At 73.9% G+C, this 25,217-nt stretch carries 20 protein-coding genes and 2 pseudogenes; 12 read left to right on the top strand and 10 right to left on the bottom strand.

The features are described 5' to 3' along the window. Positions 1-33: 33 nt before the first annotated feature. Together Q0848_RS16830 and Q0848_RS16825 are read left to right on the top strand one after the other, a co-directional pair. Positions 34-540: a helix-turn-helix transcriptional regulator gene (locus Q0848_RS16830; protein ID WP_299039613.1), complete on the top strand. Its 507-nt coding sequence runs from the start codon at positions 34-36 to the stop codon at positions 538-540. Further along, complete coding sequence (locus Q0848_RS16825) at positions 537-1,475, top strand: cation diffusion facilitator family transporter (RefSeq protein WP_299039611.1); 939 nt, start codon at positions 537-539, stop codon at positions 1,473-1,475. The genes Q0848_RS16830 and Q0848_RS16825 overlap by 4 nt, the downstream gene beginning before the upstream one ends. Positions 1,476-1,575: 100 nt before the next feature. On the opposite strand, the gene Q0848_RS16820 is transcribed toward Q0848_RS16825, so the two are convergent. Next, on the bottom strand, positions 1,576-2,349 hold the full coding sequence (locus Q0848_RS16820; protein ID WP_299039609.1) for a cytochrome c biogenesis CcdA family protein: 774 nt from the start codon (positions 2,347-2,349) through the stop codon (positions 1,576-1,578). Beyond that, positions 2,346-2,942 (bottom strand): TlpA disulfide reductase family protein, encoded by a 597-nt coding sequence (locus Q0848_RS16815; RefSeq protein ID WP_299039607.1) that lies wholly within the window; start codon positions 2,940-2,942, stop codon positions 2,346-2,348. The genes Q0848_RS16820 and Q0848_RS16815 overlap by 4 nt, the downstream gene beginning before the upstream one ends. A gap of 353 nt (positions 2,943-3,295) precedes the next feature. Between Q0848_RS16815 and Q0848_RS16810 the strand changes: the two genes are divergently transcribed. Together Q0848_RS16810 and lnt are read left to right on the top strand one after the other, a co-directional pair. Next, the gene (locus Q0848_RS16810; RefSeq protein ID WP_299039605.1) at positions 3,296-3,883 is read left to right on the top strand and encodes a thioredoxin domain-containing protein; all 588 of its coding nucleotides are present in this window, start codon (positions 3,296-3,298) and stop codon (positions 3,881-3,883) included. Between the two features lie 167 nt (positions 3,884-4,050). Beyond that, complete coding sequence (gene lnt, locus Q0848_RS16805) at positions 4,051-5,607, top strand: apolipoprotein N-acyltransferase (protein ID WP_299039602.1); 1,557 nt, start codon at positions 4,051-4,053, stop codon at positions 5,605-5,607. 53 nt (positions 5,608-5,660) lie between these two features. On the opposite strand, the gene Q0848_RS16800 is transcribed toward lnt, so the two are convergent. Then, positions 5,661-6,101 (bottom strand): flagellar basal body-associated protein FliL, encoded by a 441-nt coding sequence (locus tag Q0848_RS16800; protein ID WP_299039601.1) that lies wholly within the window; start codon positions 6,099-6,101, stop codon positions 5,661-5,663. Between the two features lie 304 nt (positions 6,102-6,405). After that, positions 6,406-8,349 carry a cytochrome c oxidase assembly protein gene (locus tag Q0848_RS16795; protein ID WP_299039599.1) on the bottom strand — a complete coding sequence of 648 codons (1,944 nt, stop codon included), beginning with the start codon at positions 8,347-8,349 and terminating at the stop codon, positions 6,406-6,408. Positions 8,350-9,357: 1,008 nt separating this feature from the next. Between Q0848_RS16795 and Q0848_RS16790 the strand changes: the two genes are divergently transcribed. From Q0848_RS16790 to Q0848_RS16775, 4 genes are all read left to right on the top strand, one after another. Next, a complete protein-coding gene (locus Q0848_RS16790; protein WP_299039596.1) occupies positions 9,358-10,695 on the top strand; it encodes a M23 family metallopeptidase in 1,338 nt (445 codons plus the stop codon). A 230-nt stretch (positions 10,696-10,925) separates the two neighbouring features. Then, on the top strand, positions 10,926-11,270 hold the full coding sequence (locus tag Q0848_RS16785; protein ID WP_299039594.1) for a hypothetical protein: 345 nt from the start codon (positions 10,926-10,928) through the stop codon (positions 11,268-11,270). After that, positions 11,270-12,220 (top strand): cytochrome c oxidase assembly protein, encoded by a 951-nt coding sequence (locus Q0848_RS16780; protein ID WP_299039592.1) that lies wholly within the window; start codon positions 11,270-11,272, stop codon positions 12,218-12,220. Before Q0848_RS16785 ends, Q0848_RS16780 begins: the two co-directional genes overlap by 1 nt. Positions 12,221-12,293: 73 nt before the next feature. Then, positions 12,294-12,977 (top strand): copper resistance CopC family protein, encoded by a 684-nt coding sequence (locus Q0848_RS16775; RefSeq protein ID WP_299039590.1) that lies wholly within the window; start codon positions 12,294-12,296, stop codon positions 12,975-12,977. A 152-nt stretch (positions 12,978-13,129) separates the two neighbouring features. Here the strand turns inward: Q0848_RS16775 and Q0848_RS16770 are convergent, their stop codons facing one another. Further along, on the bottom strand, positions 13,130-13,969 hold the full coding sequence (locus tag Q0848_RS16770) for a class F sortase (protein WP_299039588.1): 840 nt from the start codon (positions 13,967-13,969) through the stop codon (positions 13,130-13,132). A 299-nt stretch (positions 13,970-14,268) separates the two neighbouring features. Between Q0848_RS16770 and Q0848_RS16765 the strand changes: the two genes are divergently transcribed. Then, positions 14,269-15,858: a molybdopterin-dependent oxidoreductase gene (locus tag Q0848_RS16765; RefSeq protein WP_299039586.1), complete on the top strand. Its 1,590-nt coding sequence runs from the start codon at positions 14,269-14,271 to the stop codon at positions 15,856-15,858. Positions 15,859-16,187: 329 nt separating this feature from the next. Further along, positions 16,188-16,925, top strand: a complete 738-nt coding sequence (locus tag Q0848_RS16760) for a fasciclin domain-containing protein (RefSeq protein WP_299039583.1) — start codon at positions 16,188-16,190, stop codon at positions 16,923-16,925. 384 nt (positions 16,926-17,309) lie between these two features. Here Q0848_RS16760 and Q0848_RS16755 read toward each other — a convergent pair whose 3' ends face one another. Beyond that, positions 17,310-17,954 (bottom strand): DUF3105 domain-containing protein, encoded by a 645-nt coding sequence (locus Q0848_RS16755; RefSeq protein ID WP_299039580.1) that lies wholly within the window; start codon positions 17,952-17,954, stop codon positions 17,310-17,312. Positions 17,955-18,120: 166 nt separating this feature from the next. Continuing rightward, positions 18,121-20,229, bottom strand: a pseudogene (locus Q0848_RS16750) (copper-translocating P-type ATPase); the annotation flags it as partial. Positions 20,230-21,353: 1,124 nt separating this feature from the next. Here Q0848_RS16750 and Q0848_RS16745 point away from each other — a divergent pair. After that, a complete protein-coding gene (locus Q0848_RS16745; RefSeq protein WP_299039578.1) occupies positions 21,354-22,043 on the top strand; it encodes a DUF305 domain-containing protein in 690 nt (229 codons plus the stop codon). Continuing rightward, entirely contained in the window at positions 22,040-22,987 is a 948-nt protein-coding gene (locus Q0848_RS16740; RefSeq protein ID WP_299039576.1) for a F510_1955 family glycosylhydrolase, read from the top strand. Before Q0848_RS16745 ends, Q0848_RS16740 begins: the two co-directional genes overlap by 4 nt. A 253-nt stretch (positions 22,988-23,240) precedes the next feature. On the opposite strand, the gene Q0848_RS16735 is transcribed toward Q0848_RS16740, so the two are convergent. From Q0848_RS16735 to Q0848_RS16725, 3 genes and pseudogenes are all read right to left on the bottom strand, one after another. Next, positions 23,241-23,855, bottom strand: a complete 615-nt coding sequence (locus tag Q0848_RS16735) for a cation transporter (protein ID WP_366146660.1) — start codon at positions 23,853-23,855, stop codon at positions 23,241-23,243. Between the two features lie 71 nt (positions 23,856-23,926). Next, positions 23,927-24,391: a metalloregulator ArsR/SmtB family transcription factor gene (locus tag Q0848_RS16730; RefSeq protein WP_366146659.1), complete on the bottom strand. Its 465-nt coding sequence runs from the start codon at positions 24,389-24,391 to the stop codon at positions 23,927-23,929. Positions 24,392-24,538: 147 nt separating this feature from the next. Next, positions 24,539-25,018, bottom strand: a pseudogene (locus Q0848_RS16725) (IS30 family transposase); the annotation flags it as partial. Positions 25,019-25,217: the final 199 nt, after the last annotated feature.

Raw genomic sequence — 25,217 nt, 5'->3', positions numbered from 1 at the left:
CCGCAACAGACCCACCATCGTTAGAGTGTCTTGGTGACCAATGATCCGGATAGGTGTGACCTGTTGAGCCTGGACCTGCCGCACGCGGAGGCCGTGCGCGCGGTGCTGCCGGGTGCGCAGGACCTGACGGCCGCGGCGGCGGTCGCCAAGGCGCTGGGGGACCCGACCCGGCTGCGGGTGGCGGCGGCCCTGTCGGGCGGCGGGGCGATGTGCGGGTGCGACCTGGCCTGGATCACCCAGCTGGCGCCCAACCTGGTCTCCCACCACCTGCGCCAGCTGCGCACCGCTGGCCTGGCGACCTCCACGCGGCGCGGCAAGCTGGTGATGTACGACCTCACCGACCACGCCCATGCGCTGCTCGAGGCCGTCGTCGGCCTTCACCGCCCAGCCGCCCAGACGTCGCTGGAGGCCCGGGCCGGTCGCGCCGACGCGGCGGTCTCCGACGACGCGGCGGTGGCCTACCAGGTGCCGGCGCCCTACGAGGTGTCCTCGGGTGAGGGGATGTCGGTGACGGGCACGACGGCGGGCCAGGCGCGGTGAGCGCGGGGCACTCCCACGGCGCGGGTCTTGGGCACGGCGCCGACGCGGGAGGCGACCAGCGGCGGCGTCTGCTGATGGTGCTGGCCCTGACGGCCACCGTGATGGTCGTCGAGGTCGTCGGCGGGATCGTCACCGGCAGCCTGGCGCTGCTGGCGGACGCCGCGCACATGCTCACCGACGTCGTCGGGCTGACGATCGCGCTGGCGGCCGCGACGCTGGCGCTGCGCCCCCCGACGCCCCGGCGCAGCTGGGGCTACCGGCGCGCGGAGGTCCTGGGCGCCAGCCTGCAGGCCGGGCTGCTGCTGGCGGTGGGAGTCCTGATCGCCGTGGAGGGGGTGCGGCGCCTGGCCGCGCCGCCCGAGATCACTCCCGGCCTGGTGCTGGTCTTCGGGGCCGTCGGCCTGGCCGCCAACGTGGTCGGTCTGGTGCTGCTCTCGCGCGGACGCGCCCACAGCATCAACACCCGCGCAGCGTTCCTGGAGGTCGCCGCCGACGGGCTGGGGTCGGTGGCCGTGCTGGTCTCGGCGCTGGTGGTCCTGCTGACCGGGTGGCAACGCGCCGACGTGGTGGCCTCCTTCGTCGTCGTCGCGCTGATCGTCCCGCGGACGCTGAGCATCCTGGCCGAGGTCACCCGGGTGCTGCTGGAGGCAGCCCCCCGTGACCTGGACCTGGACCAGGTCCGCGCGCACCTGCTCGAGCAGGCACACGTGCGCGCCGTGCACGACCTGCACGTGACCGAGATCGTCGCCGGCCTGCCCGTGCTGACCGCCCACGTGGTCGTGGAGGACTCCTGCTTCCGCGACGGGCACGCCCCTCAGGTCCTGGACGCCCTGCAGGCCTGCGCCGCCGAGCACTTCCCGGTCGGGATCGAGCACTCCACCTTCCAGCTCGAGCCCGCCTCCCACCACCAGCACGAGAGCCCTGCCCACCCCTGAGAGAATCACCGCCCCTGGAGACCACCGCCCCTGAGGTCACCTCCTGTGAGGGTCACCACCACGCCGGGCCCACAGGTGCGGTCCTCGAGGGGGTGCGGGCTTACAGCAGTGCCCAGTCGGCGAAGCGGGCGCCCAGGGCGCTGGTCCACTGCCCCCACACCCCGGTGACCAGCAGCAGGCCCACCAGGACCAGCAGCCCTCCTCCTGCCCGGGCCAGGGCCAGGCGATGGCGGCGCAGCAGCTCCAGGCCGCGGGCACCGCGCGCGGCGGCCAGGGCCACCAGCACGAAGGGGACGCCGAGGCCGGCGGAGTAGGCCACGGCCAGGGCGATCGCGCGGGTACCGGACTCGGAGACGAAGGCCAGGGACATGATCGCCGCCAGGGTCGGGCCCATGCACGGGGTCCATCCCAGCCCGAAGGTCACCCCGAGCAGCGGGGCGCCGGCCAGACCGGGGCGGGGGCGCCGCTGCATCGCCGCAGCGCCTCGCAGGCCCGGCAGCCCGCGCAGGACACCGGCGAAGGACAGCCCCAGCACGATGACCAGGAACCCCAGGACGCGGGCGATCTCGGCGGCCCACCGCGCCAGCAGGGTGCCGGCCACCCCGACGCTGAAGCCGATGACGACGAAGACGGCGCTGAAGCCCAGCACGAACAGCACCGCCCCGGTCAGCAGCTTGCCGCGCCCGCGGATCTCGAGCCCGGTGCTGCTCAGCCCGGTCACGTAGCCCAGGTAGCCGGGCACCAGCGGCAGTACGCACGGGGAGACGAAGGAGACCAGCCCGGCCAGCGCCGCCACCGGCAGCGCCACCAGCATCGGCCCACCGAAGGTGATCGCCCCCAGGGTGTCCGGTGCGCTCAGCAGCGCCGGGCTCACACCGGCTCTCCGAGCACCTGGGCGATGACCTCGCGCAGAAGGCCCGGGTCGATCTGGCCCAGGAACCGGGCACTGACCCGGCCCTGGCGGTCCAGGACCAGGGTGGTCGGGGTGGCCGTCGGCGGCAGTGCGCCGCGCAGCCCCAGGACGGCCTGCCCGTCGCGGTCCATCACCGAGGGGTAGGGCACCTCGTACTGCTCCTCGAAGGCGATGGCCTGCGCCGTGCCGTCGCGGGTGTTGATCCCCAGGAACTGGACCCCCTCGGGTGCGGTCTCGGCCGAGATCGCTGCCAGGTCCGGCGCTTCCTGCCGGCAGGGCCCGCAGGCGGCGAACCAGGTGTTCAGCACGACCACCTCACCACGCCAGTCGGTGACGTCGACCGCCTGCCCGGTCAGCAGCTGCCCGGCCAACTCCACCGGCTGCCCCCGGTCGGCGGGCGCCAGCTGCACCAGGCTGCCGTCGCCGGCGACGTAGCCCTGGTCGACCTCCTGGGTGCCCTCGGTCGCGGTGGTGGACGTGGCGCACCCGCCGCCGGCAACCAGCGCAGCGACCACCATCACCACCGCTGCCGCGGCCCACCGGCCCGCGGCCATCAACGCCTCGCCCGACCAGTGACGGCCTTAGTCCACCCGTCCTCACCCATGGGGACACCCTAAAGACCGTTGCACCGAGAGTCCGGGCCCTAGGGGCCGCCCCCCGGAAGACGGGGCACGCTCTCACCACGATTAGTGTGAGGGGGTCCTGCCCGTGTCGGTCCGTGTTGTGCGCTCATCCCTCCAGGAGTCCAGTGATGGCCAAGACGGCCAGCCCGCGTCCTCGCCCTGCGGCTGCTGCGGGGCGATCGCCCGCGGCTGCCCGGCGTCGCCCGAGCGGGACCCCCCGGTTCCTGACCTACGTCTCCGGGGGGTTCCTGGCCGTCTTGGCCGTCCTGGTGGTGGTGACCCTGGTGGCCGCAGGCAGGAGCTCTGAGGGGCCGGGGCAGGAGGTCGACCCGTCGGTGCCGGTGGTCGCCGCTGACAGCCACTACCTGTCCGACGCCGGGCCCGACGCTCCGGTGCTGGTGGAGTTCCTGGACTTCGAGTGCGAGGCGTGCGCGGCGGCCTACCCGGTCGTGGAGCAGATCCGGGAGGAGTACGAGGGCCGCCTGAGCGTGGTCGCCCGGTACTTCCCGCTGCCCGGGCACGCCAACGCCGAGAACGCCGCGGTGGCCGTGGAGGCCGCCGCCGGCCAGGGCGCCTTCGAGGGCATGTACCAGCGCATGTACGCCACCCAGGCGCAGTGGGGTGAGCAGCAGGAGTCCCAGGCCGACCTGTTCCGCACCTTCGCCGTAGACCTCGGGCTGGACATGGCCGCCTACGACGCCGCGGTCGCCGACCCGGCGACCCTGGCGCGGGTGGGCCGCGACCTCACCGACGGCCAGACGCTGGGGGTGCAGTCCACCCCGACGTTCTTCCTGGACGGCCAGCGCATCGAGCTGACCAGCGTCGAGGACCTCACCGCGGCCATCGAGGCCGCCCTCGCAGAGCGGGAGTGAGACCGATCGGGGCGGGCCGTCTCCTGTCCTGGGCCCGGAGCCCGGCGGCCGGGCGCAGGGCCAGTGCGGTGGCGCCCGACCAGCCAGGGGCGGTGGCGCCCCCGCGAGCGGGCGATGGCACTGGAGGGTCCTCACCGGCGTCCTCGCGCCCAGCCGCCGCTGCGGCGGTGGTGCTCGCCGCGGCCGGCGGCGCGGCGACGTGGGCTGCCTTCCCCGGCGCGGTCGGGGTGGACGGGGTGTGGCCGGCGGCGGTGGTGGGGGTGTGCGCCCTGGTGCTGGCCACCCGTGGGCGGCGGGCGCGGTCGGGGTTCGGGCTCGGGCTGGTGTTCGGGCTGGCGTTCCTGGTGCCGCACCTGGCCTGGTCCGGGACCTACGTGGGGGTGCTGCCGTGGGTGGCGTTGGCCACCGCCTGCGCGGGGTTCTACGCCCTGCTGGGGGCGCTGATGCCGTCCCTGCAGCGGTTGCCGGCCGGGTGGTCGGTGCTGGCGGTGACCGGTGGCTGGGTCGCCACCGAGGCCGCCCGAGCGCGGGTGCCCTTCGGGGGGTTCCCGTGGGGGCGGTTGGCGTTCTCCCAGGTGGACTCACCGGCCGCGGGGTGGGCCGCGGTGGGAGGCGCGCCGCTGGTCAGCGCGGTCGTGGCGGCCGCGGGGACGCTGCTGGCCCTGGCGGTGCTGAGGGCTGGTGCGGTGGTGCGGGCCGGTCGCCGGGGCGCCCTGAGGACGCCGGTCGCGCCGGCCCTGAGCGCTGTGGTGCCGGCCCTGGTAGCGGTGCTGGTCCTGGCGGCGGGGACGCTGGTGCCCCGCCCGGCCGCGCCGGAGGCCGGGACGGCGCAGGTCGCTGCCGTCCAGGGAAACGTGCCGCGCCCCGGGCTGGACTTCAACGCCGAACGCCGCGCCGTCCTGGACAACCACGTGCAGGCGACGCTGGAGTACGCCGGCCAGGTCCAGGCCGGCACGGAGCCGGCCTCGGACCTGGTGCTGTGGCCGGAGAACGCCAGCGACATCGACCCCTACCTCGATGACCAGGCCCGCCAGGACATCGAGGCGACCGCACGGGCCGTGGGCGCGCCGCTGCTGGTCGGGGCGGTCCTGGAGGGGCCGGGGGAGTACCTGTCCAACGCCGGCCTGGTGGTCACCCCCGCCCAGGGACTGGGCGGGGCCGCCACCGAGCCCGGCCGCAGCTACGTCAAGCGCCGGCCGGCGCCCTTCGGGGAGTACATCCCCTACCGGGACTTCTTCCGCCTCTTCAGCGACAAGGTCGACCTGGTCGCCCGGGACTTCCTGCCCGGCACCAAGGGTGGTGTCGTCGTCATGGACGGGATCCGGGTCGGTGACGTCATCTGCTTCGAGGTCGCCTTCGACGACCTCGTGCGCGACTCGGTGCGCTCCGGCGCGCAGATGCTCGTCGTGCAGACCAACAACGCCACCTTCGGCTACTCCGACGAAGCCGTCCAGCAGCTGGCGATGTCCCGGCTGCGGGCCATCGAGACCGGCCGCGCCGTCGTGCAGATCTCCACCGTCGGCGTCAGCAGCATCATCGCCCCGGACGGCGCCGCCCCGGTACGCACCGAGCTGTTCACCCAGGACGTCCTGAGCGGCCAGGTCCCGCTGCGGACCTCCCAGACCCTGGCCACCCGCCTGGGCCCGGTCCCCGAAGCGCTGCTGGCAGCCGGGGTGCTGACGCCGCTGGTGGCCGCCGCACGCCGCCGCGCCCGCCGCCGCTGACCACCCGCTGGCGCCTGGCACCGCCGGTCAGGGTGAGCCAACCCGGGCGGGAACTACTGGGTGACGAACTCGGTGTAGTAGACGTCCATGACTTCCCCCGGGTAGGTGCTGATGACCTGGTCGGTGAGCTCCTGCTGCAGTGCGTCACGGGCGGCGGGGTCGCTGAGCTGGTCCACCTCGCGGCCCGAGAACGTGGTGATGGCCAGGTCGATCGCCTCGGAGGTGTCGGGGTCCTCGGTGGTCTCCTCGGTCAGCTGCAGAGCGATGGCCAGCCGCAGGTAGCTGCCGTTGGCCAGGTTGATGCTGACCGGTTCCACGGCCACGACAGTGCCCTCGACCGGCTCCGGCTCGGCGGCGGGCTCCTTGAGCAGGAAGAACCAGGCCGCGCCGGCGGCCAGGGCAAGCACGACCAGGGCCGCCAGGATCAGCGGGAGCTTGCGGCGCGCGGCCTTCACCGGCGCCTGCGGCGGTGGTGTCGTCGTCGAGGTGGCCATGTCGAGTGGTCCTTCGGGGTTGGGCCTGCCAGGACCGGCGAGGCCTCGTCTGGTGCCCGGCAGCGGACTGCGGGAGGTCACCGGCTCGGGCACGCGCACGTCCTTGCTGGTCGATGTCAGGTGCAGGGGTCGTCAACCCATCGGCGCACGTGGCCGGTGGTTGAGGTCGCCTCGGCATCTGGGTGGTGGCCCGCACCGCCGCCCCCTGGCGCCCAGTCCGACTCACCTGCGCGCCGAGGGGTGAACCCGCCCGCCCCTGAAGCGGGGGAGGAAGGCGACGATGTGCGGGGCGGGAGCGCGCGCGTCAGCGGCGGGGCTGCCCGGACCCGCGCTCGGCGAGCATCGCGTTGTAGGCGGCGAGCTCGGCCTCGCCCGTGCGGTCCGCGGTGCGGTCGCTGCGGCGCTGCTCCCGAGCGTCGCTGCGGGCCCACTGGACCGCGACGGCCACCAGGAGCAGCAGGGTCGGGAACTCGCCGATGCCCCACGCGATGGCGCCGCCGGTGCGCTGGTCGGCCAGGGCGTCGATGCCCCAGCCCGTCGAGGAGAACCAGCTGCCCGCCAGCAGGGTCTCGCTGGAGAGGATCGCGATGCCGAAGAACGCGTGGAACGCCATCGTCGCGAACAGCAGCACGACGCGCAGCGGGTAGCTGGGCCGGTTCGGGCCCGGGTCGATGCCGACGAGGGCGTTGGCGAAGAGGTACCCCACCCCGATGAAGTGCACCATCATCAGCTCGTGGCCCACGTGGGTCGACAGCGCCAGCTCGAACAGCGGCGTGTAGTAGAAGACGATCAGGCTCCCCGCGAAGAGCACCGCCGCCACCACCGGGTGGGAGACCAGGCGCAGCCACCGCGACTCCGTGAGCACGACGAGCCACTCCCGCACGCCCCGGGAGCCGTCCCGCCGGCGGGCGATCGCCCGCAGCGCCAGGGTCATCGGCGCCCCGAAGACGAGCAGCACCGGGATCATCATGCTCAGCACCATGTGCTGGACCATGTGCGCGCTGAAGACCGTGCGGCCGTAGGCGGCCGGGGCCCCGCTGGTCATGTAGGCGAGCACCAGCAGACCCAGCGCGAAGGCGATGGTCCGCCCGGCCGGCCACCGGTCGCCGCGCCGGTGCAGCCGGACGACCCCGCGGCCGTAGGCGATCGCCAGGGCCGCGGCGATGGCGATCCACAAGATGTCGGGCTGCCACTGCGTCAGCAGGCTCGCAGGCGCGAAGGGCTCGGGCAGCGCCTCCCCGGTGAGGACCTCAGCGGGCGTGGGGGCCGGCGGCAGCTCCTGGGGCACCGGGGGCGGGGTCAGCGACAGCGCCGCGGCGACGCCGGAGACCGCGCCCAGCAGCACCACCTCGCCGCCGACCAGGCGCCAGAAGGGCCCGCGGGCGCTCGTGCCCGAGGCGGTCCGCGCCTCGAGGCCCGCCAGCAGGCGGCGCCGGTGGACGTACCCGGCGAAGCCGAGCAGGACGCTCGCCACGGCCTTGGCCAGGACCAGCAGGCCGTACCCCGTGCCGAGCAGGTCCCCGAGGCCGGCGACGCGTAGCGCGGCGTTCGCGACGCCAGAGACCACCACGAGCACGAAGCCGACGAGCGCCAGCGTCGAGTACCGCGACGCGACCACCGGCAGCTCGGGCCCCGTGCGCCGTGCGATCGCGACCAGCGCCATCAGGCCGCCGAACCACAGGGCTACGCCCAGCACGTGCAGCCCCCAGGAGCTGACGGCCGTCTCGTGGCCGCTCGCGCCGGTCGAGTGGGCGTTCAACGCCAGCGGCACGATCGCCAGGCAGGCCAGCAGCGCCGCCCAGCCGGCCCCGGCCGGGGTGCGCACGCCCACGGCGGCCGTGGCGACCAGCGCCACCACGACCGTCGAGACGAGGATCGCCTGCCCCTGCGCGAGCTGCGTCGCGACGATGGCGAGCTGGGACCCGAAGGCAGGGTCGGCCAGCGGCGTCCCGGACAGGTTGGCCGCGGTGAGCACGAGCACGGCCAGGCTCGCGACGGTCCAAGCGCCCGAGCCCACGGCGCCCACCCGCGCGGCCGCCGCCCAGGACGGCGCCCGCGCCGGCACCACGCCGGCGGCCAGCACGAGCGCCCCGAGGGTCAGGGCCAGGGCGAGGTCACGCAGCAGGGTGGCCGCCGGCAGCCCGTAGCGCACCAGGGCACCCGGGTCGCTGACGAGGTCGGGGGCGGCGGCCCCGCCGGTGGCCAGCGCCCAGGCCAGGCCGAGGGCGGCGACCAGCGGCGTCAGCACGACGACCGCGAGCCACCACCGAGGGAACCTGCCGGGCCCTGCAGGTGCGTGCCCGGGATGCGGCGGACGGGAGCCGTCCCTGCCTCGCCGCGCCGTCGGCGCCGTCCTCGCGCTCATCCCCCGAGGCTAGGCGCGACCGCCGACTGAAGTAGTCGTCGACTGCATCGACGCCCACAAGGAACGCTTCGGGGTCGAGGTTGGGAGGAGCTCCGCGACGGCGTCCACGCGGTGCTGCAGGTTGCCCCGAGCACCTACTACGCCGCCAAGGCCAGGCCGTCGTCGGCCCGGTCGGTCACGGACACGGCTACCACCGAGGTGATCAAGGCCGGGCACGAGGACGACTATCGGTTCTACGGGTCCCGCAAGGCTCACGCCGATGGCCCGTCGCGGCCACCCAGTGGCCACCCAGTGGCCAGGTCCACGGTGGCGAGGTTGACGGCCACCGCTGAGGGCCTAAGGGGCTGGTCGCGGCGGGCAAGGGACCTGGCGTGCGGGTGCATCGAACTGATCAGGCAATGACCGGCGAGGGCGTGCGTGCGGAGCGACGACGTGGTTCGGGGCCGCGCTGACACCTCGACGTCAGTTGCTTCGTTACAGTGGGGTCACGGTCGCCGGTGCTGGAGCGGGCCGTGCCCGCAGCAGCCGCCCTACGACCGAGGAGAGATGCCGTGTCGAGAACGTCCACGCCGGTGCCAGCGACGAGCAGGTCCTCGGGCCGAAAGCCGATGCCTGTGTTCAGCCGGTGTGGGGGACTCCGCGCCCGGATCGACGCCGCCCTGGCGAGCCGGCAGCGACCGCCGCAGGCACCACCGCGGTGAGCACGCCCAGCCCGAAGGCCGCACCGGCCCCGCCCACACCCTCAAGGACCAGCCAGCTGTGAGCTCCACCTTTCGCCCCGCCACCCGCCGTTCCGCCACGACGGGCGCTGCTACCACGGGATCTGGTGCTCCCCGCCCCGCCGGCGGCCCTCGTCCGTGCACCCGGGCGCGGGCCCGCCGGTCGCTGGCCGTGGTCAGCGCCGCTGTCGTGGTGTCCCTGGCCACCGGCGCCCCGCCGGTGGCCGCAGCCCCGGACGCTGCGGGTCAAGCGCCGCAGGCGCAGAAGGAGGCCGTGGACACGGCCCTGGACGCCCTGCAGGACGACCTCGTGGGGACCTCGCAGGAGCTGACCTCGGCCTACGCCGAGTACGCCGCCGTGCAGGAGCAGCTGCCCGGTGCCCAGCAGGCCGCCGACCTGGCCGCCCAGGTCCAGGCCAAGGCCCAGGCCGCGGCTGATGACCTCGCCAACCGGCTGAGCGCCTCGCGCACCGCGCAGGAGGCGGCCGCGGCGAGCGTGGCCGACAGCGAGGAGTCGATGAGCGACTCGAGCGCCGCGATCGGGCGCCTGGCCGCGGAGTCCTACCGCAGCAGTGGCACACCCAAGACCCTGTCGATGGCGATGGGCTCCGAGGACAGCGCCGACTTCGCCTCCAAGACGGCCGCGATCTCGGGGGTCTCGGCCGCCGAGGGCGACCTGCTGGCCAGCGCCGAGTCCGACCGGGCCGTGCGCTCCAGCGCGACCTCGCGCCTGGGCGCAGTCAGCGAGCAGGTCGCCGACCTGGAGGCCCAGGCCCGCGCCCAGCTCGACATCGCCGAACAGGCCGCCGCCGACGCTCAGGCCCGCCAGGCCGAGATCGAGGCGCTCATGAGCCGCCAGCAGGCCGCGGTCGCCACCATCGAGAGCCGCCAGGCCGAGGAGCAGGCCCGCCTGGACCAGCTGCAGGCCGAGTCCGACGACCTCGGGGACCAGCTGCGCGCGATCGCCGAGGCCGACCAGGCCCGAGCCGCCGCGCAGGCCGCCGAGGCCGCCGAGGCCGCCGCGCAGTCGAGCGCGCCGGCCCAGTCAGGTGCTTCGGCTCAGCAGGGCGGGTCCTCTCGGGCGCCGTCGGCGGTCAACCGTTCCTCCGGGCGGGACAGCGGCACCACCCTGCGGCGCCCCGAGGGGCGGGTGAGCTCTCCGTACGGGATGCGGATGCACCCGATCCGCGGGTACATGCGCATGCACTCGGGCGTGGACCTGGCCTCCGGGTGCGGCACCCCCATCCGCGCCGCCGAGGACGGCGAGATCGTCTCGGCCGGCTACAACGGCAGCTACGGCAACATCACCGTGGTCAACCACGGCCTGATCAACGGCGAGTCCGTCGCGACGGCCTACCCCCACATGAGCGGGTTCACCAAGACCTCCGGGTCGGTCACCCGCGGGGAGATCCTCGGCTACGAGGGCGAGACCGGCGCCGTGACCGGCTGCCACCTGCACTTCGAGGTCCGCGTCAACGGCGAGGCCGTCGACCCCATGGGCTGGATCTGAGCGCTGTGGCTGGCTAGAGCTTCGCAGCGCGCGGCTGGCCGCGGGGGGCCTTGGCAGCCCAGCGGGTGCGACCACGCAAGGTTGGCCTGTGCTGAGGCAACCCCGCAGGTCGACCCAGACTGCCTCCCGATGGCGGCGGGCCTGCTGCAGCTGACCCTCAATGAGCATCCTGACCCGGTTGGGCTGTCGATAGAGCCTGACCCGTCAACGAGTCGACATCGAGGGATGGCATGCTGGAAGTCCTGGCCGCGTTGGCCCCGAGCCTGTTCGTCGCGTTGCTGTTCTGGTGGGTGATCCGGTCGATGCTGAACGGTGACCGCCGAGAACGCGAGGCCCTGGCCAAGCTCGATGCGCAAGAGACTCAGCGCCCAGGCCCCGGCCAGCACCGGGCCCCCGAGCCCGAGCCCGAGCCCGAGCCCGAGACGGAGCCGGAGCCGGGGCCGGGGCCGGGGCCGGAGGCCTCGGACGACGATGTGCCGGGTCCAGACCGCGAGCCCTCCCGAGGCGAGCAGGACCTCAGTGGTCCGGGTCCGGGTTCAGGTCTGGGTGCGGACGGGACCGGAGGGGTCCGCTGATGGGCACCTGGGTGCCGGTGTGGGTACCGACGGCGCCGCCGACGCTGGCGACGCTGTTCGCCCCCACCCTGCAGCCGCTGCCCGTCCTGCCGGCGCTGGCGGTAGTGATGGCAGCGGCCTACCTAGCCGGGGCGGTGCGGATGTGGAGCACCGGGCGACGCTGGTCACCGTGGGCGACGCTGTCGTTCCTGACCGGCTGCGCGGTCCTGGTGGTGGTGATGGGCTTCGGCATCGAGGGCTACGGGCTGCGCCTGTTCTCGGCGTTCATGTTCCAGCAGCTGACCCTGATGATGGCTGTGCCGCCGCTGCTGGTGCTCGGCCGCCCCGGGACCCTCCTGCTGCGGGCGACCCCGCACCGCGGCGCCGGGCGCCTGGTGCTGCGCGGCGCGTACTGGGGGCTGAGGTCCCGCGGCGGACGGGTGCTGCTGCACCCGGCGTTCATGGTGCCCCTGTTCCTGGTCTGCTTCTACGGCCTGTACCTGACCGACCTGGCCAGCACGGTGCTGTCCACCTGGATCGGGCACACCACCCTGGAGGTCGCCTTCCTCGCAGCGGGGGTGCTGTTCACCGCCGCGGTCCTGTCCCGTGACCCGCTGCCGGTGCGCCAGAACCACCTCGGGCGAGCCGCCGACATGTTCCTCGAGATGCCCCTGCACGCCTTCTTCGGCGTCATCGTGATGCTCTCGGTCACGCCCCTGGTCACCGTCTTCGCCGCCCCACCACCGGGCTGGGACGTCGACGTCATCGCCGACCAGGAGCTGGCCGGTGCCCTGGCCTGGTCCTACGGCGAGATCCCCTCCGTGCTGCTGCTGCTGATCATCTTCGTGCGCTGGCACCGCGAGGAGGACCGCGGCGCCCGCGCCCGTGACCGCCACGTCGACCAGCACGGCGACGCCGACCTGGACGCCTACAACGCCTACCTCCACCAGCTCCAGCACCGTGGGCACTGACCCACCACGCCCCCTGTCGCCCACCCACCCCGCAGGGCCAAGCGAGATCGACCCCCCAGTGCAAGGAGAAGACGTGAAAGCCCCCCACCACGCCACCCAGTCGCCCGCCAGGCGTCGCCGCCGCGCCGGCGTAGCAGCCGGCGGCATCGTGGCCGGCGCCGTCGCCGCACTGATCGCCGGTGCACCCGCCGCGTACGCCCACGACCGTCTCCTGAGCTCAGACCCCGCCGAGGGCGCCGTCCTGGACCAGGCGCCCACCCAGGCCGTGCTGACCTTCTCCGCCGACGTCGAAGAGGTCGGCACCGTCGTCGAGGTCCAGGACGACACCAGGCAAGCCGTCGCGGTCCCGGCCAGCACCGTCCAGGGCGCCGACGTCACCACCGCCCTCCCGAACGACCTCCAAGGCGGGGACTACACGATCGCCTACCGGGTGACCTCCTCCGACGGCCACCCCATCAGCGGTCAGGTCACCTTCACCCTCCCGGCGGCCACCCCGACACCCCCGGCCACCCCCACACCCCCGAGCACCCCGGCGCAGCCGAGCACCGCCCCTGCGCCGACGGCGCCCTCGGGACCGCCCACGACCGGCCCGGCGCCCACCCCCTCCAGCGAAGCCCCGGCGTCAGCAGCCACCGCGGCCAGCGACGAGGAGCTGTCCTTGACGCCCGTCCTGATCGCCCTCGCTGTCCTGGCCATCGGTGGCGCGGCTGCCGTCGTGGCTGTCCGTCGGCAGGGCACCTCGGACGCGTCGCGCTGACTCACGCTGCGCTGGGTGCAGCCGTGGGCCCCGTGTGGCCCCGAGATGACGCGGTGCGGACCCGACCTGCCGGTCCAAGCGACGGCGAAGGGGGCGTGGGACCTGACTGGCGAGGGGTCGCCGGCACGTAGGACGAGGACTCTGAGCGGACCTCAGTCGTCGACGAGGTGGCCATAGACGACCGTGTTGTCCAGGTAGTGGCCCACCTCGCGGTCGAAGGCCCCGCCGCAGGTGATGAGGCGGATCTGCGGGTCGTCGGTGCCGCCGTAGACCCGCTGGGTGGGGAACTCGTCCTTGGGGTAGCGCTCGGTGGTGTCGACGACGAAGGTCGCCGTCGACCCGTCGGCGCGGTCGACGAGGACCTCGTCGCCCGGCTCGAGCTCGCCCAGCCGGTAGAAGACCGACGGGCCTTCCTTGGAGTCGATGTGCCCGGCGATCACCGTGGGGCCGACCTCGCCGGCGCGGGGCGAGCCGTCGTACCAGGACGCCTTGAGGTTGTCCGGCCCGGTGCGGGGCGGGACGGCGAGGGTGCCGTCCTCGTTGAGGCCCAGGTGCAGCAGGTCGGTCTCGACGCCGATGGCCGGCACCCGCAGGCGGACGGGCTCGGCGACGGCGGAGGCCTCCGGCTCGACCTCGGCCGACGGCGACGGTGAGGGTTCCGGGGCGGGGATGCGCACCAGACCGGGGATGTCGCCCTCAGGCGCCAAAGCCTCGGTCGGCAGGACGTCGCCCTTGGTCGCCGACGTCACCCGGGTCGGCTCGTCACCGGGCTCCTCGGTGCCGCTCGGGGTGGGCAGCGACGTCGCGTCATCGCCCGCCGGCGAGGAGCCCGTCCCGTCCTGCGACGCCTGGCTCCCGGCGTCGTAGGGGGCTGCCGCGATGTCGGCGGACGTGCGCGGCGGCTCCCCGGGGGGGCTCGTCTGGTCGGCCAGTGCAGACCCGACGAGCCCCAGGCCCGCGGCGACGCAGGCGACCGAGACGACGGTGGCCACCCCGGCACGTCGTGCGCCGGTAGCAGCAAAGCCAGACGTGCGGGTGCCGGTCATGGGGTCCTCTCATGGTTCCTCGGCGCCGGGCCGGTCGTCTCGATTTCGGCGCAGTCTGCCCTGTCGAGGTGGGCTGCCGGTGTGGTCCTGCACTCGAGGTTCGGTGCCAGGCAAGGCGTGGGTGGGTCCGTCGCCCGGCTGACCGCAACAGCCAACGGGCGTGAGCGGACACCCCTGTTACGCCCGTCCGGGTCGTGCGGCGTCGGACCCCACATCTGGGGCGCGGCGGGTACCGAAGAAGAGAGGTGAGCACCGCCACGTCAGCCCGGCCCGGCGCCCGCCCGCCCGGTTCCCGCAGGTCCCGCGGCGACATCGCCCTGGCCGGGCTCGCGGGTGTCCTGGCCGCCGCGCTGACCCTGGGCGTGGCGCAGGTCGTCGCCGCCCTCCTGGCGCCGTCGGCGGCCCCGGTCATCGCCGTCGGTGACGCCTTCGTCGACCTCACCCCGGCGTGGCTGAAGGACTTCGCCATCGACACGTTCGGCACGAACGACAAGACGGCGCTGCTGGTCGGCACCGGCCTCGTGCTGGCCGTGCTCGCGGCCGTCGCCGGGGTTCTGGGGCGCTCCCGGCGCGTGCTGGGGGACGCGGTCGTCATCGCCCTGGGCGTCGTCGGCGCGGTCGCCGCCGCCACCCGCCCGACGGCCACCGCGCTGGCCCCGCTGCCGAGCCTGGTCGGGGCGGTCGCCGGCCTGCTCGCCCTGCACCTGCTGCTCGCCCGGCTCACCCCGCCCGCCCCAGAGGGCGGGGAGCAGGCGCCGTCGCGACGGTCCTTCCTGACCGCTGCGGGCGTCACCGGCGCCCTGGCTGCCCTGTCCTTCGCCGGCGGGCGGGCGCTGGAGGCCGCCAGCCGCGGGGTCTCCTCGGCACGCTCAGCGCTGCGCATCCCTGCGCCGGCCACGACCGCGGATCCCGTGCCCGACGCGGTCAGCACCGGCGTCGAGGGCGCCGTCCCGTGGCAGACGCCCAACGCCGACTTCTACCGGATCGACACCGCCCTGACCGTCCCGCAGGTCGACCCCGCCACCTGGACGCTGCGGGTGCACGGGATGGTCGAGGAGGAGGTCGAGATCGACTTCGCCGAGCTGACCTCCGGAGAGCTGCTCGAGACGTGGGTGACCCTGACGTGCGTGTCCAACCAGGTCGGCGGCCGCCTCGCCGGCAACGCCCGCTGGGTCGGCCTGCCCATCCGTGAGCTGCTCGCCCGGGCCCGACCCACCGCCGGCGCCGACATGGTCCTGTCCACCAGCGCCGACGGGTGGACCGCCTCCACCCCGCTGGAGGCCCTGACCGACGACGGCCTCGACGCCATCCTCGCCGTCCAGATGAACGGCGAGCCGCTGCCCACCGAGCACGGCTTCCCCGTGCGGATGGTCGTCCCCGGCCTCTACGGGTTCGTCTCGGCGACCAAGTGGGTCGTCGACCTGGAGGTCACGACCTACGCCGCCAAGACCGCGTACTGGACCGACCGGAACTGGGCCGAGCGGGCCCCCATCAAGACGGCCAGCCGCATCGAGGTGCCCACACCGCTGGCGCGCCAGCCCGTCGGGCCTGCCGTCGCCGCCGGCACCGCCTGGGCCCAGACCCGCGGCGTCGCCCGCGTCGAGGTGCGCCTGGACGACGGCGAATGGCAGGAGGCCGACCTCGCCGCCGCCTACAACGACCAGACCTGGGTCCAGTGGCGCTTGGACTACGAGCTGACCGAGGGCAACCACACCCTGGCGGTGCGGGCCACGGACTCCACCGGCATCACCCAGCAGCAGGAGCGCGTCGACCCGATCCCCGACGGCGCCGAGGGCTGGCACTCCATCACCGTGACCGGCACCACCGACACCTGAGCCGCCCCTCCCAGGTCCTCCAGTCCTGCGGGGCGCCAGAACCCCGATGCGCTGGACCTCTAGGGCGCTGGGGCGCTGAGGCTCTGGGCGCTGCTGCCTGCCTCACCCGTCCGGCCCAGCCCAGCGCTGCCCGGGTGCGCCGTTCCGGCCGTCGTGTCCCACAGTCTGCTGAGCCACCGGCCACCCGCAGACGGGTGCATCTGCGCCGGAGAGCAATCCACGACGACTCCGCGGGCCGAATCACGCCCGACAGCACGACCCGAACAAGCACACGACGAGGACCGGCCCCGGTCCCGGTCCCGACCGCACTGCTCCTGGAGGAGTCCCCCATGAAGCGCAGCAGGATCCTCGTCACGGCCGGCGCCGCGGCCTTCGCCCTGTCCCTGTCCGCCTGCGGTGGCGGCGACGAGCCCGCCGGCGGCGCCGCCGAGCAGGCCCCGGACTCCTCGATGAGCACGCCGATGCAGACCCCCTCGCAGACCGAGGGCATGGACGAGGACATGGCCACGCCCAGCGAGAGCGCCGACGGCGCCATGATGGACCCGGCCGCCAACCTCGTCGGGCCCGGCTGCGAGGGCTACGCCGAGCAGGTCCCCGACGGCGCCGGCTCGGTCTCGGGCATGGCCCAGGACCCCGTCGCCACCGCGGCCAGCAACAACCCGCTGCTCACCCAGCTCACCGCCGCCGTCTCCGGCGGGGTCAACCCCGACGTCAACCTCGTCGACGACCTCAACGGCGCCCAGGACATCACCGTCTTCGCCCCCGTCGACGAGGCCTTCGCCGCCCTCGACCAGGCCACCCTGGACACCCTGGCCAGCCCCGAGGGCGCCGAGACGCTCACGAGCATCCTGACCTACCACGTCGTCACCGAGCCCGTGGACCCCACCGCCCCCGAGGGCGACTACGCGACCCTGCAGGGCGGTGACCTCACCGTGTCCGGCTCCGGCGACGAGATCACCGTCAACACCGACTCCGACGCCCCCGCCTCGGTCATCTGCGGCGGCGTGCAGACCGCCAACGCCACCGTCTACCTCATCGACTCCCTGCTGATGCCCGCCGAGGACTGACCAACCCCCGGGCCTGCCCACGGCAGGCCGTAGGCACGACCGCAGGGCGCCACCGCAGATCCGGTGGCGCCCTGCGGTCGTCGCTGGGCAGCACCAGACGGCGAGCAGCCACCGCCAGGCCGTGGCGCCCTGGTGACAGGCCCGTGGTGTCGGTGCCGGCGGCCACTGGGTGGACCTGCACGCCTGGCAGGTCGTCTGCGACCTCCCCGGTGCGTCACCGCCCACGTCGTCCCCGACGACAGCTGCTTCTTCGAGGAGCACGCACCAAAAGTGTGGCTCGGACGACGGCCACCGCCCCGTGGCCTTAAGCGCCAAGGATGATCTGATCGCCGTCGAGGACGAGCTGCCGCCCTTACCCAGCAGGGCAGGCAGAGGCCGGCGTCCTCATGCCCCGGTCAGTCCGCCGGTGCAGGCGGCGCCCGGCTCGGGCGTCTGCTCGCCCTGGACGAACTGGTGCAGGAACGACGCGATGCGCTCGTCGCCCGCGTCCTCCAGCGCCAGCTGGGAGCCCCAGGCGTTCAGCGTGATGGGACTGTCCATGCCCTCGTAGGGGCTCAGGAGGGTGTAGTCGTAGGGGTCGGTGGCGGCCAGGAGCTGGTCGAGCTGCTCGGGGGGCAGCGACGGGTCGTAGGTGACCCAGACCGCGCCGTGCTCGAGGGAGTGGACCGCGTTCTCCTCGACGACCGGCTCGGTGTAGACCCCGCAGTTGAGCCAGACGGCGTTGTGGTCGCCCCCGGCGGCCGGCGTCGTGGGGTACTCCACGGCACCGGGCACGTGGTTCTGCGTGAGCTCGTCCTCGGGCAGCGCGAGGAGCCCCTCGATGGGTGCCTGCAGCGCCTCCTGCTCGGCGGCGGTCTCCTCGCGGGTGGTCACCAGGACGGTGGCCACGGCGGCGACCAGGAGGACGACGACACCGCTGCTCACACCGACGACCACGTTGCGCTGACGACGCTCCCTGCGCTGCTGCTGCTTGCGCAACGCCGCGGCGCGGGCGGCGCGCTCCTGGCGGGCGTGGGGGTCCTGAACCACGGGGCTCCTCGGGGTCTGCTCGCCAGACAACGCCGGCCGAACGGGACATCAGGCTACGGCCTCAAGAAGAGCAGACCCCTCGTTCGACCTCGTGGTCGGTTCCATGAAGGGGGACTGCTGCAGGAGCCGGGTCTGGACCGGGCTCAGGGCTCAGTGCTCGGGCAGGTCAGGCAGTGGTGGTGCGCAACCTCAGGGCGTTGGTGATGACGCTGACTGAGGACAGGGCCATCGCGGCGGCGGCGATGACGGGGGAGAGCAGCAGCCCGGTCGTGGGGTAGAGGACGCCGGCGGCGATCGGGATGCCGGCGCCGTTGTAGACGAACGCGAAGACCAGGTTCTGGCGGATGTTGCGCATGGTTGCCCGCGACAGCCGGCGGGCGCGGACCAGGGCGGTCAGGTCGGCCTGCAGCAGGGTGATGCCTGCGCTTTCCAGGGCGACGTCGGTGCCGGTGCCCATCGCCACGCCGACGTCGGCCGCGGCCAGGGCGGGGGCGTCGTTGACGCCGTCGCCGACCATCGCCACGACGTGGCCTTGTTCGCGGAGCTCGCGGATGACCTCGTGCTTGCGTTCGGGGGTGACCTCGGCCTCGAAGCGGTCGACGCCGACCTGAGCGGCGACCGCGGCGGCGGTGGCCTGGGCGTCGCCGGTGAGCATCACGACCTCGACTCCTTCGGCGCGCAGCGCGTCCAGTGCCTCCTGCGTCGTGGCGCGGACCGGGTCGGCTACGGCCAGCACCGCAGCCGGGGTGCCGTCGACGGCGACCAGGACGGCGGTGGCGCCGGCGACGCGGACCTGCTCGGCGTGCGCCTGCAAGGGGGCAGGGTCGATGTCGTGCTCGCGCAGGTGCGCAGCGTTACCGACCAGAACGTGGTGCCCTTCGACCCGCCCGGCTACGCCGCGCCCGGCGGGGGCGGTGAAGTCCTCGACCACCGGCACCGGCTGCCCGGAGTGGGCCTCCTCGGCAGCGGTCACGACGGCGTGGGCCAGGGGGTGCTCGGAGGAACGCTCGAGCGCCGCGGCCAGGCGCAGCACGTGGGCGCGGTCGACGCCTGGTCGCACCTGGACGCCGGTCAGCTGGGGGCGTCCCTGGGTGAGGGTGCCGGTCTTGTCGACCACGACGACGTCCACGCGCTGCAGCTGCTCCATCGCCTGGGCGTCCTTGACCAGCACCCCGGCGCCGGCGGCACGGCCGACGCCGACCATCACCGACATCGGCGTCGCCAGCCCCAGCGCGCAGGGGCAGGCGATGATCAGCACGCTGACCGCCACGACCAGGGCGTACGCCAGGGCCGGGTCGGGGCCAACCAGCGCCCACACCACGAAGGCGGCCACCGCGACAGCGATGACGACGGGCACGAACACCGCGGCGACCTTGTCGACGGTCGCCTGGATCGGGGCGCGGGAACGCTGCGCGGCCGAGACGAGGTCGACCACCCGGGCCAGCACGGTGTCACCGCCGACAGCGCCGGCGCGCACCAGCAGCCCACCGCCGGCGGCCAACGTCCCCCCGATCACGGCGTCACCCTCGGACTTGGTCACCGGCATGGACTCACCGGTGACCATCGACTCGTCCACGCTCGCGCGGCCGTGGACGACGGTCCCGTCGACCGGCACCTTCTCGCCCGGGCGCACCCGCACCAGATCACCCACAGCGACGTCGGCGAGGTCGACGTCGTGCTCGGACCCGTCGGCCTCGACCCGCCGTGCGGTCGGCGGCGTCAGGTCCAGCAGGGCACGCACCGCCCCCGAGGTCTGCTCCCGGGCGCGCAGCTCGAGGACCTGCCCCAGCAGCACCAGGGCGGTGATGACCGCGGCGGCCTCGAAGTAGACGTCGACCGTCCCACCCATGCCGCGGAAGGCCGCCGGGAAGATGCCCGGCGCCAGGACCGCCACGGCGCTGAAGGCCCACGCCACCCCGGTCCCGAGGGCCACCAGCGTGAACATGTTCAGGTTCCGGCTGCGGACCGAGGCCCACCCGCGCACGAAGAACGGCCACCCGGCCCACAGGACCACCGGGGTGGCCAGCAGCAGCTGCACCCACACCGACACCGCCGGCGGCACGAGGTCGCGCACCGCCGGGACCAGGTGCGAGCCCATCTCCAGGACCACCACCGGCGCCGTCAGGGCCACCGCGACCCACAGCCGACGGGTCATGTCCGCCAGCTCCGGGCTCGGGCCGTCGTCGGCGCTCACCGTCACCGGCTCCAACGCCATCCCGCAGATCGGGCACGAACCAGGTCCCTGCTGCCGGACCTCGGGGTGCATCGGGCAGGTGTGCTCTACCGCGGCGCCGGCATCAGGCGCCGCACCGCGGTGGCGCCGACCGTTCGGCCGCCCCGCGCCAGGGGCCAGCTGGATGGATGACATGCCCACCACAATACCCCTGGGGGGTATACTTGTTCCCGGCTCCTCGGTCGCCGGGTATGCCCCTGTCCCCGGGGTGCCGAGGGGCCATCGAGGGCTTCCGGCGGATGTGGCTGGTCCGCGACGACACCACCGTCCTCGTCGACGGCCTGCATCAGCACCTGAGGGGTTGACCGACGCAACGCAGCCTGGCTCGGTGGCCTGTCGGGCGGGGCCCTGGCGCAGGCTGGCCGCTGGCGTGGTGCCATCGTGCTGGTCCACGGGTGTCGTGCACCGGCAGCCCGGGGAACCCGAGACCAGGAGGACAGGAGGAGATGGCGGTGAAGCGCGGTAGTGCCCCGGCCCTGACCGCGCGGGGCACCTGGGCCACGTGGGGCCTGCTCCTGCTGGTCCTCAGCGGTCTCCTGGCCATGCATGGCCTGTCGGCCACGCACGGTCTGAGCGCTGCGGCGGCACCCTCGAGTGGTGCTTCGTCCTCTCCGGCGGCACCCCATGCCGCGACCATCTCTGCGGGGCACCCGGCAGCTCGTCCAGCCCAGGGCCATCCGCTGCTCGTCGGCCGGGCAGACGACGCGGCCGCCGCCGCGGTCGACAGCCGACGCGGCTTCTCCGACCCGCGCACCGCGGGCCCCCGCACCGATGTGCCGGGTCACCATGCCGTCCCTGTCGACCCGACCTCCGCGCAGGTCCTGGCCGCGGAGGAAGACCACGGGGACGGCCACCTGATGGTGGTCGGGTGCCTGCTGGCCCTGGTCGGGGCCGGCGTGGGCCTGGGTGCCCACGCGGCGGCACGTCTGCTGCGCACGCCGTGGTCGACCATGCCGGCGCGGTGGCTGGCCCAGAGCCGCACCCTGCCCGGAGGCGCAGGCACCCGGGGTGCCCCGTGGCGGCGCCCGCGGATCTCCTTGTGCGTGGTGCGGGTGTAGGAGCCGGTGCGGTCCTGACCAGGGACCCCGAGCTGCTGCATGTCGTCCCCCACCCGCACTACCCGCTTCGCCGTGGCATCCACCCGGAGCGGCTACAGGAGACCCCTCATGAAGAAGACCCACCGACTGACCGTTGCCGTCGCCGCTTCAGCCGCCCTGTCCCTGGGACTGGCCGCCTGCAGCACCGACGACCCCACCGTCACGGCAGGCCCCACCAGCACCCCCGGCTCGAGCACCCCGAGCAGTTCGGGCTCGAGCAGTGCTGGCAGCACGGGCACGGCGACGGTCGCCGCGGAGCACAACGACGCCGACATCGCCTTCGCCCAGCAGATGATCGTCCACCACCGCGGCGCGCTGGCGATGGCGCAGATGGCTGACAGGCGGGCACGGAGCCCGCAGGTCCAGGCCCTGGCCGAGCGCATCACCGCGGCGCAGGGCCCCGAGATCGACGCCATGAGCTCGTGGTTGCGCACCTGGGGGCAGGAGGTCCCCCAGGGCATGTCCATGGACGGCATGTCCACGAACGGCATGGGGGGCATGGGGGGCATGGACCACGGCACCGAGATGCGCGGGATGATGTCCTCGGAGCAGATGGACGATCTCGAGGGCTCCTCGGGTGCAGGGTTCGACCGGATGTGGCTGTCCGGCATGGTCGCCCACCACGAAGGCGCGGTGCAGATGTCCCGCACCGAGCAGGACCAGGGACTCAACCCGCAGGCGCTGGCCTTGGCGGAGGTCATCGCAGCCGACCAGGCCGCCGAGATCGACGAGATGAACCAGCTGCTGGAGGAGCTGTGAGTGCCTCGGCGGCTCGGGGCGCCTGGCGGGGCCGCCGGAGCGCGGTCGGCGGGGTGGTGCTGGTGGCCGTCCTGGTGGCCGGGTGCAGCGCGGACGACCCGCAGGGCGAAGCCGTGCCCGACGCACCGGGCGCCGATGCTGGGGCCACGAGTGCTGGAGGCGAGGTGCAGGGCGAGGAGACTGCGGCGGCGCCACTGCCCAGCGACCACGTGCACGGCGTGGGCATCAACCCCGCCGACGGCGTGGTGCAGCTGGCCACCCACGACGGGCTGTTTTCCTACCAGGACGGCACCCCGGTGCGGGTCGGCCCGGTCATCGACCTGATGGGGTTCACCGTCGCCGGGCCGGACCACTTCTACGCCTCCGGCCACCCCGGCCCGGGCGTCGACCTGCCACAACCCGTCGGCCTGATCGAGTCCACCGACGCAGGACGGTCGTGGTCGGCCCTCTCCCGGCAGGGCCAGTCCGACTTCCACGCCCTCAGCGCGCTGCAGGGTGCCGTGATCGGCTTCGACGGGCAGCTGCGGGCGAGTGCCGACGCCCAGACCTGGGCCACGACCGAGGCGCCGGTGCAGCCCTTTGCGCTGGCGTCCTCACCGCAAGGGACGACGGTGCTGGCGACCAGCCAGGACGGTCCGGCGCTCTCGCGCGACGCCGGCAGTTCGTGGTCGGTGCTGGAGCAGGCACCCCTGCTGCAGGTCGCGGCGATGGCCGACGCCACCACGATCGTGGGCATCACCCCGGACGGCACGGTCGCCGTGAGCCAGGACACCGGCGCCACATGGACCACGCCCGGCGCCGTTTCCGGCCCACCCCAGGCCGTGGCCGCCTCGCGCCAGGACGGTGGAGCGTTGCAGGTGGTGGCCGTGACATCAGCGGCCGTGCTGTCCTCCACCGACGGGGGAGCCAGCTTCGCTCCCCTCCAGGCAGCCGAGGACTCCTAACCCCACCCGCCAGGCGGAACCAGCCTCAACCGACGAGTCCTACGGGGGCCTCGCTCGCGGTCCGAGATCCGCCGGGACCACCCGGATCGTCTCGGTGACCGGCAGCTGCACCGTCCTTCATGGCTCATGGACGGTGCAGCTGCCGGACCACCGGGGCCGGGGCGACTGGTGCCGGTTCACCAGCCGGCGTCGCGGCGGGCAGGATGCTCTGCCAGGGCGGTGGGCCGCAGGGCTACGGCGCGCGATGCTCAGGTCAGTCGTCGTCCTCGTCGCGGTCTTCGACGAGCTCGCCTTCCCACGCTTCGCGGCCTTCGTGGATGGCGAAGGCGGCGATGACGAAACCGGCGACAGGGTCCAGCCACGCGGCGCCGGTCCAGGCGTAGAGGGCCAGCCCTGCCAGGGTCGAGATGGACAGCAGCACGCAGACCTTGGTCTCTGCGGCGTCGGCGAGGATGAGCTGGTCACCACCGAGCTGCTGGCCGACCCGGCGCTTGGCTCGGGCCAGCAGCGGCATGATCACCACTGAGGCCAGCAGCAGCACGGTCCCGACCCGGGAGGTGTCTGGTGCCTCTCCACCGAGCAGCCCGCGGATGCCCTCGACGGTGACGTAGGTCGCCAGGACGAAGAAGGTCAGGGCCACCAGTCGCAGCGCCCGGCGTTCTTTGGCCTCGTCGGTGGCGCCGTTGCGCAGCCGGGCGGCCAGGCGCAGACCCACCAGCACTGAGGCCACGGACTCGATGCCGGAGTCGAGGCCGAAGCCGACCAGGGACACCAGCCCGGCCATCAGGCCGGCGGTGATCGCGATCGCGCCCTCGGCGATGTTGTAGACGACGGTGAACTGCGCCAGGCGCAGCCCGCGTCGGGTCAGCCGCTCGACCTGGACCTCGTCCGCTCCGGCGGGCGGGGTGACCGGTCCTCCCGCAGCGGGAGTGTGCTCGCTCACCGCGCGCCCCTGACCGTGCCGGAGGTCGTCGCCTCGGCCGGCGGGCCCGGGGCCGGAAGGCTCGAGGCAGGGGTGTCAGTGGTGCTGCCGCCGGCGTCGGCGGTGCTGTCGGCGCCGTAGGTCGGGCACAGGGTCACCGCGTCACCGGTGGCAGCCAGCACCCGCTCCGCGGCCACCAGCAGCTCGAGCAGCTCGGGGCCGACGGCCAGGGAGAACAGCGAGGCGCGCCCCTGCGGGCGGGAGGTGACCAGGCCGCAGTCCCGCAGGCAGGCCAGGTGACCGGAGACCGTCGCCTGCGCGAGCCCCAGGTGAGCCATCAGGTCCACCACCCGGTGCTCGCCCAGGGCCAGGTGCCGCAGGATCGACAGCCGCGACGGGTCCGCCAGGGACCGAAACAGGCACGCCGCCGCCGACAGCGCCGTGCCCTCCTCGGACCCTCGCGCCGTCTCTTGCGCGACCATGTCGGACCCAGTTGTCATCGTCACCCGCCGATGTTAGCGCGACGGCGCTGAGTAAGAACAGCAGACCTACTCCCGCTTCACGCTGCAACGACTGCGCTACGCGTGTCTCGGCGTCCAGGCGGGAGTGACCGGATGAAGATGGCGGTCTCAGGGGGTCGTCGCAACGGTGGGCGACTGCGGGTCCGACAGTAGGCGGTTCATCCGCTCGGCGGGGGTGTCCCAGCCGAGGGTCATCCGGGGTCGGCCGTTGAGCTCGGCGGCGACGGCGGCCAGGTGCTCCGGGGAGTGCATCGACAGGTCGGTGCCCTTGGGGAAGTACTGGCGCAGCAGCCCGTTGGTGTTCTCGTTCGACCCGCGCTGCCAGGGCGAGTGCGGGTCGCAGAAGTAGATCGGCATGTCGGTGGCCAGGGTGACCTCGGCGTGGCGGGCCAGCTCGACGCCGCGGTCCCAGGCCAGCGACCGGCGCAGGTGCTCGGGCAGCGTGCGGATCGTCTGGGTCAGGGCGGCGGCGACGGACACGGCGTCGTGGGCGCCGGGCAGGTGGACCAGCAGCACGTACCGGGTGGCCCGCTCGACCAGCGTCCCGATCGCCGACCGGCAGTTCGACCCCAGGATCAGGTCGCCTTCCTTACGGTCGTAGCGGGTGATGCCGGGGCCATCCGTAGGGTCCCGGTCGCCTCCTTGGGACGGCGGGTATGGCTCAGATCTCCCCGCCGCGTCGACGGCTCACTGGGAATGGCCGCCCGCCGTCCTTACGGTCGTAGCGGGTGATGCCGGGGCCATCCGTAGGGTCCCGGTCGCCTCCTTGGGACGGCGGGTATGGCTC

Origin of the sequence: uncultured Pseudokineococcus sp., from assembly GCF_947495735.1 — a bacterium.
Classification (GTDB): domain Bacteria; phylum Actinomycetota; class Actinomycetes; order Actinomycetales; family Quadrisphaeraceae; genus Pseudokineococcus.
The sequence above is the reverse complement of the archived record's forward strand: the minus strand, read 5'-3'. Positions and strand labels throughout refer to the sequence as shown.

Bases quoted from the DNA above. Each gene is read 5' to 3' on its own strand.
- Q0848_RS16800 (WP_299039601.1), bottom strand. From the start codon at position 6,101: ATGGCCACCTCGACGACGACACCACCGCCGCAGGCGCCGGTGAAGGCC.
- Q0848_RS16730 (WP_366146659.1), bottom strand. From the start codon at position 24,391: ATGGTCGCGCAAGAGACGGCGCGAGGGTCCGAGGAGGGCACGGCGCTG.
- Q0848_RS16785 (WP_299039594.1), top strand. From the start codon at position 10,926: ATGCTGGAAGTCCTGGCCGCGTTGGCCCCGAGCCTGTTCGTCGCGTTG.
- Q0848_RS16780 (WP_299039592.1), top strand. From the start codon at position 11,270: ATGGGCACCTGGGTGCCGGTGTGGGTACCGACGGCGCCGCCGACGCTG.
- Q0848_RS16745 (WP_299039578.1), top strand. From the start codon at position 21,354: ATGAAGAAGACCCACCGACTGACCGTTGCCGTCGCCGCTTCAGCCGCC.
- Q0848_RS16760 (WP_299039583.1), top strand. From the start codon at position 16,188: ATGAAGCGCAGCAGGATCCTCGTCACGGCCGGCGCCGCGGCCTTCGCC.
- Q0848_RS16815 (WP_299039607.1), bottom strand. From the start codon at position 2,942: ATGGCCGCGGGCCGGTGGGCCGCGGCAGCGGTGGTGATGGTGGTCGCT.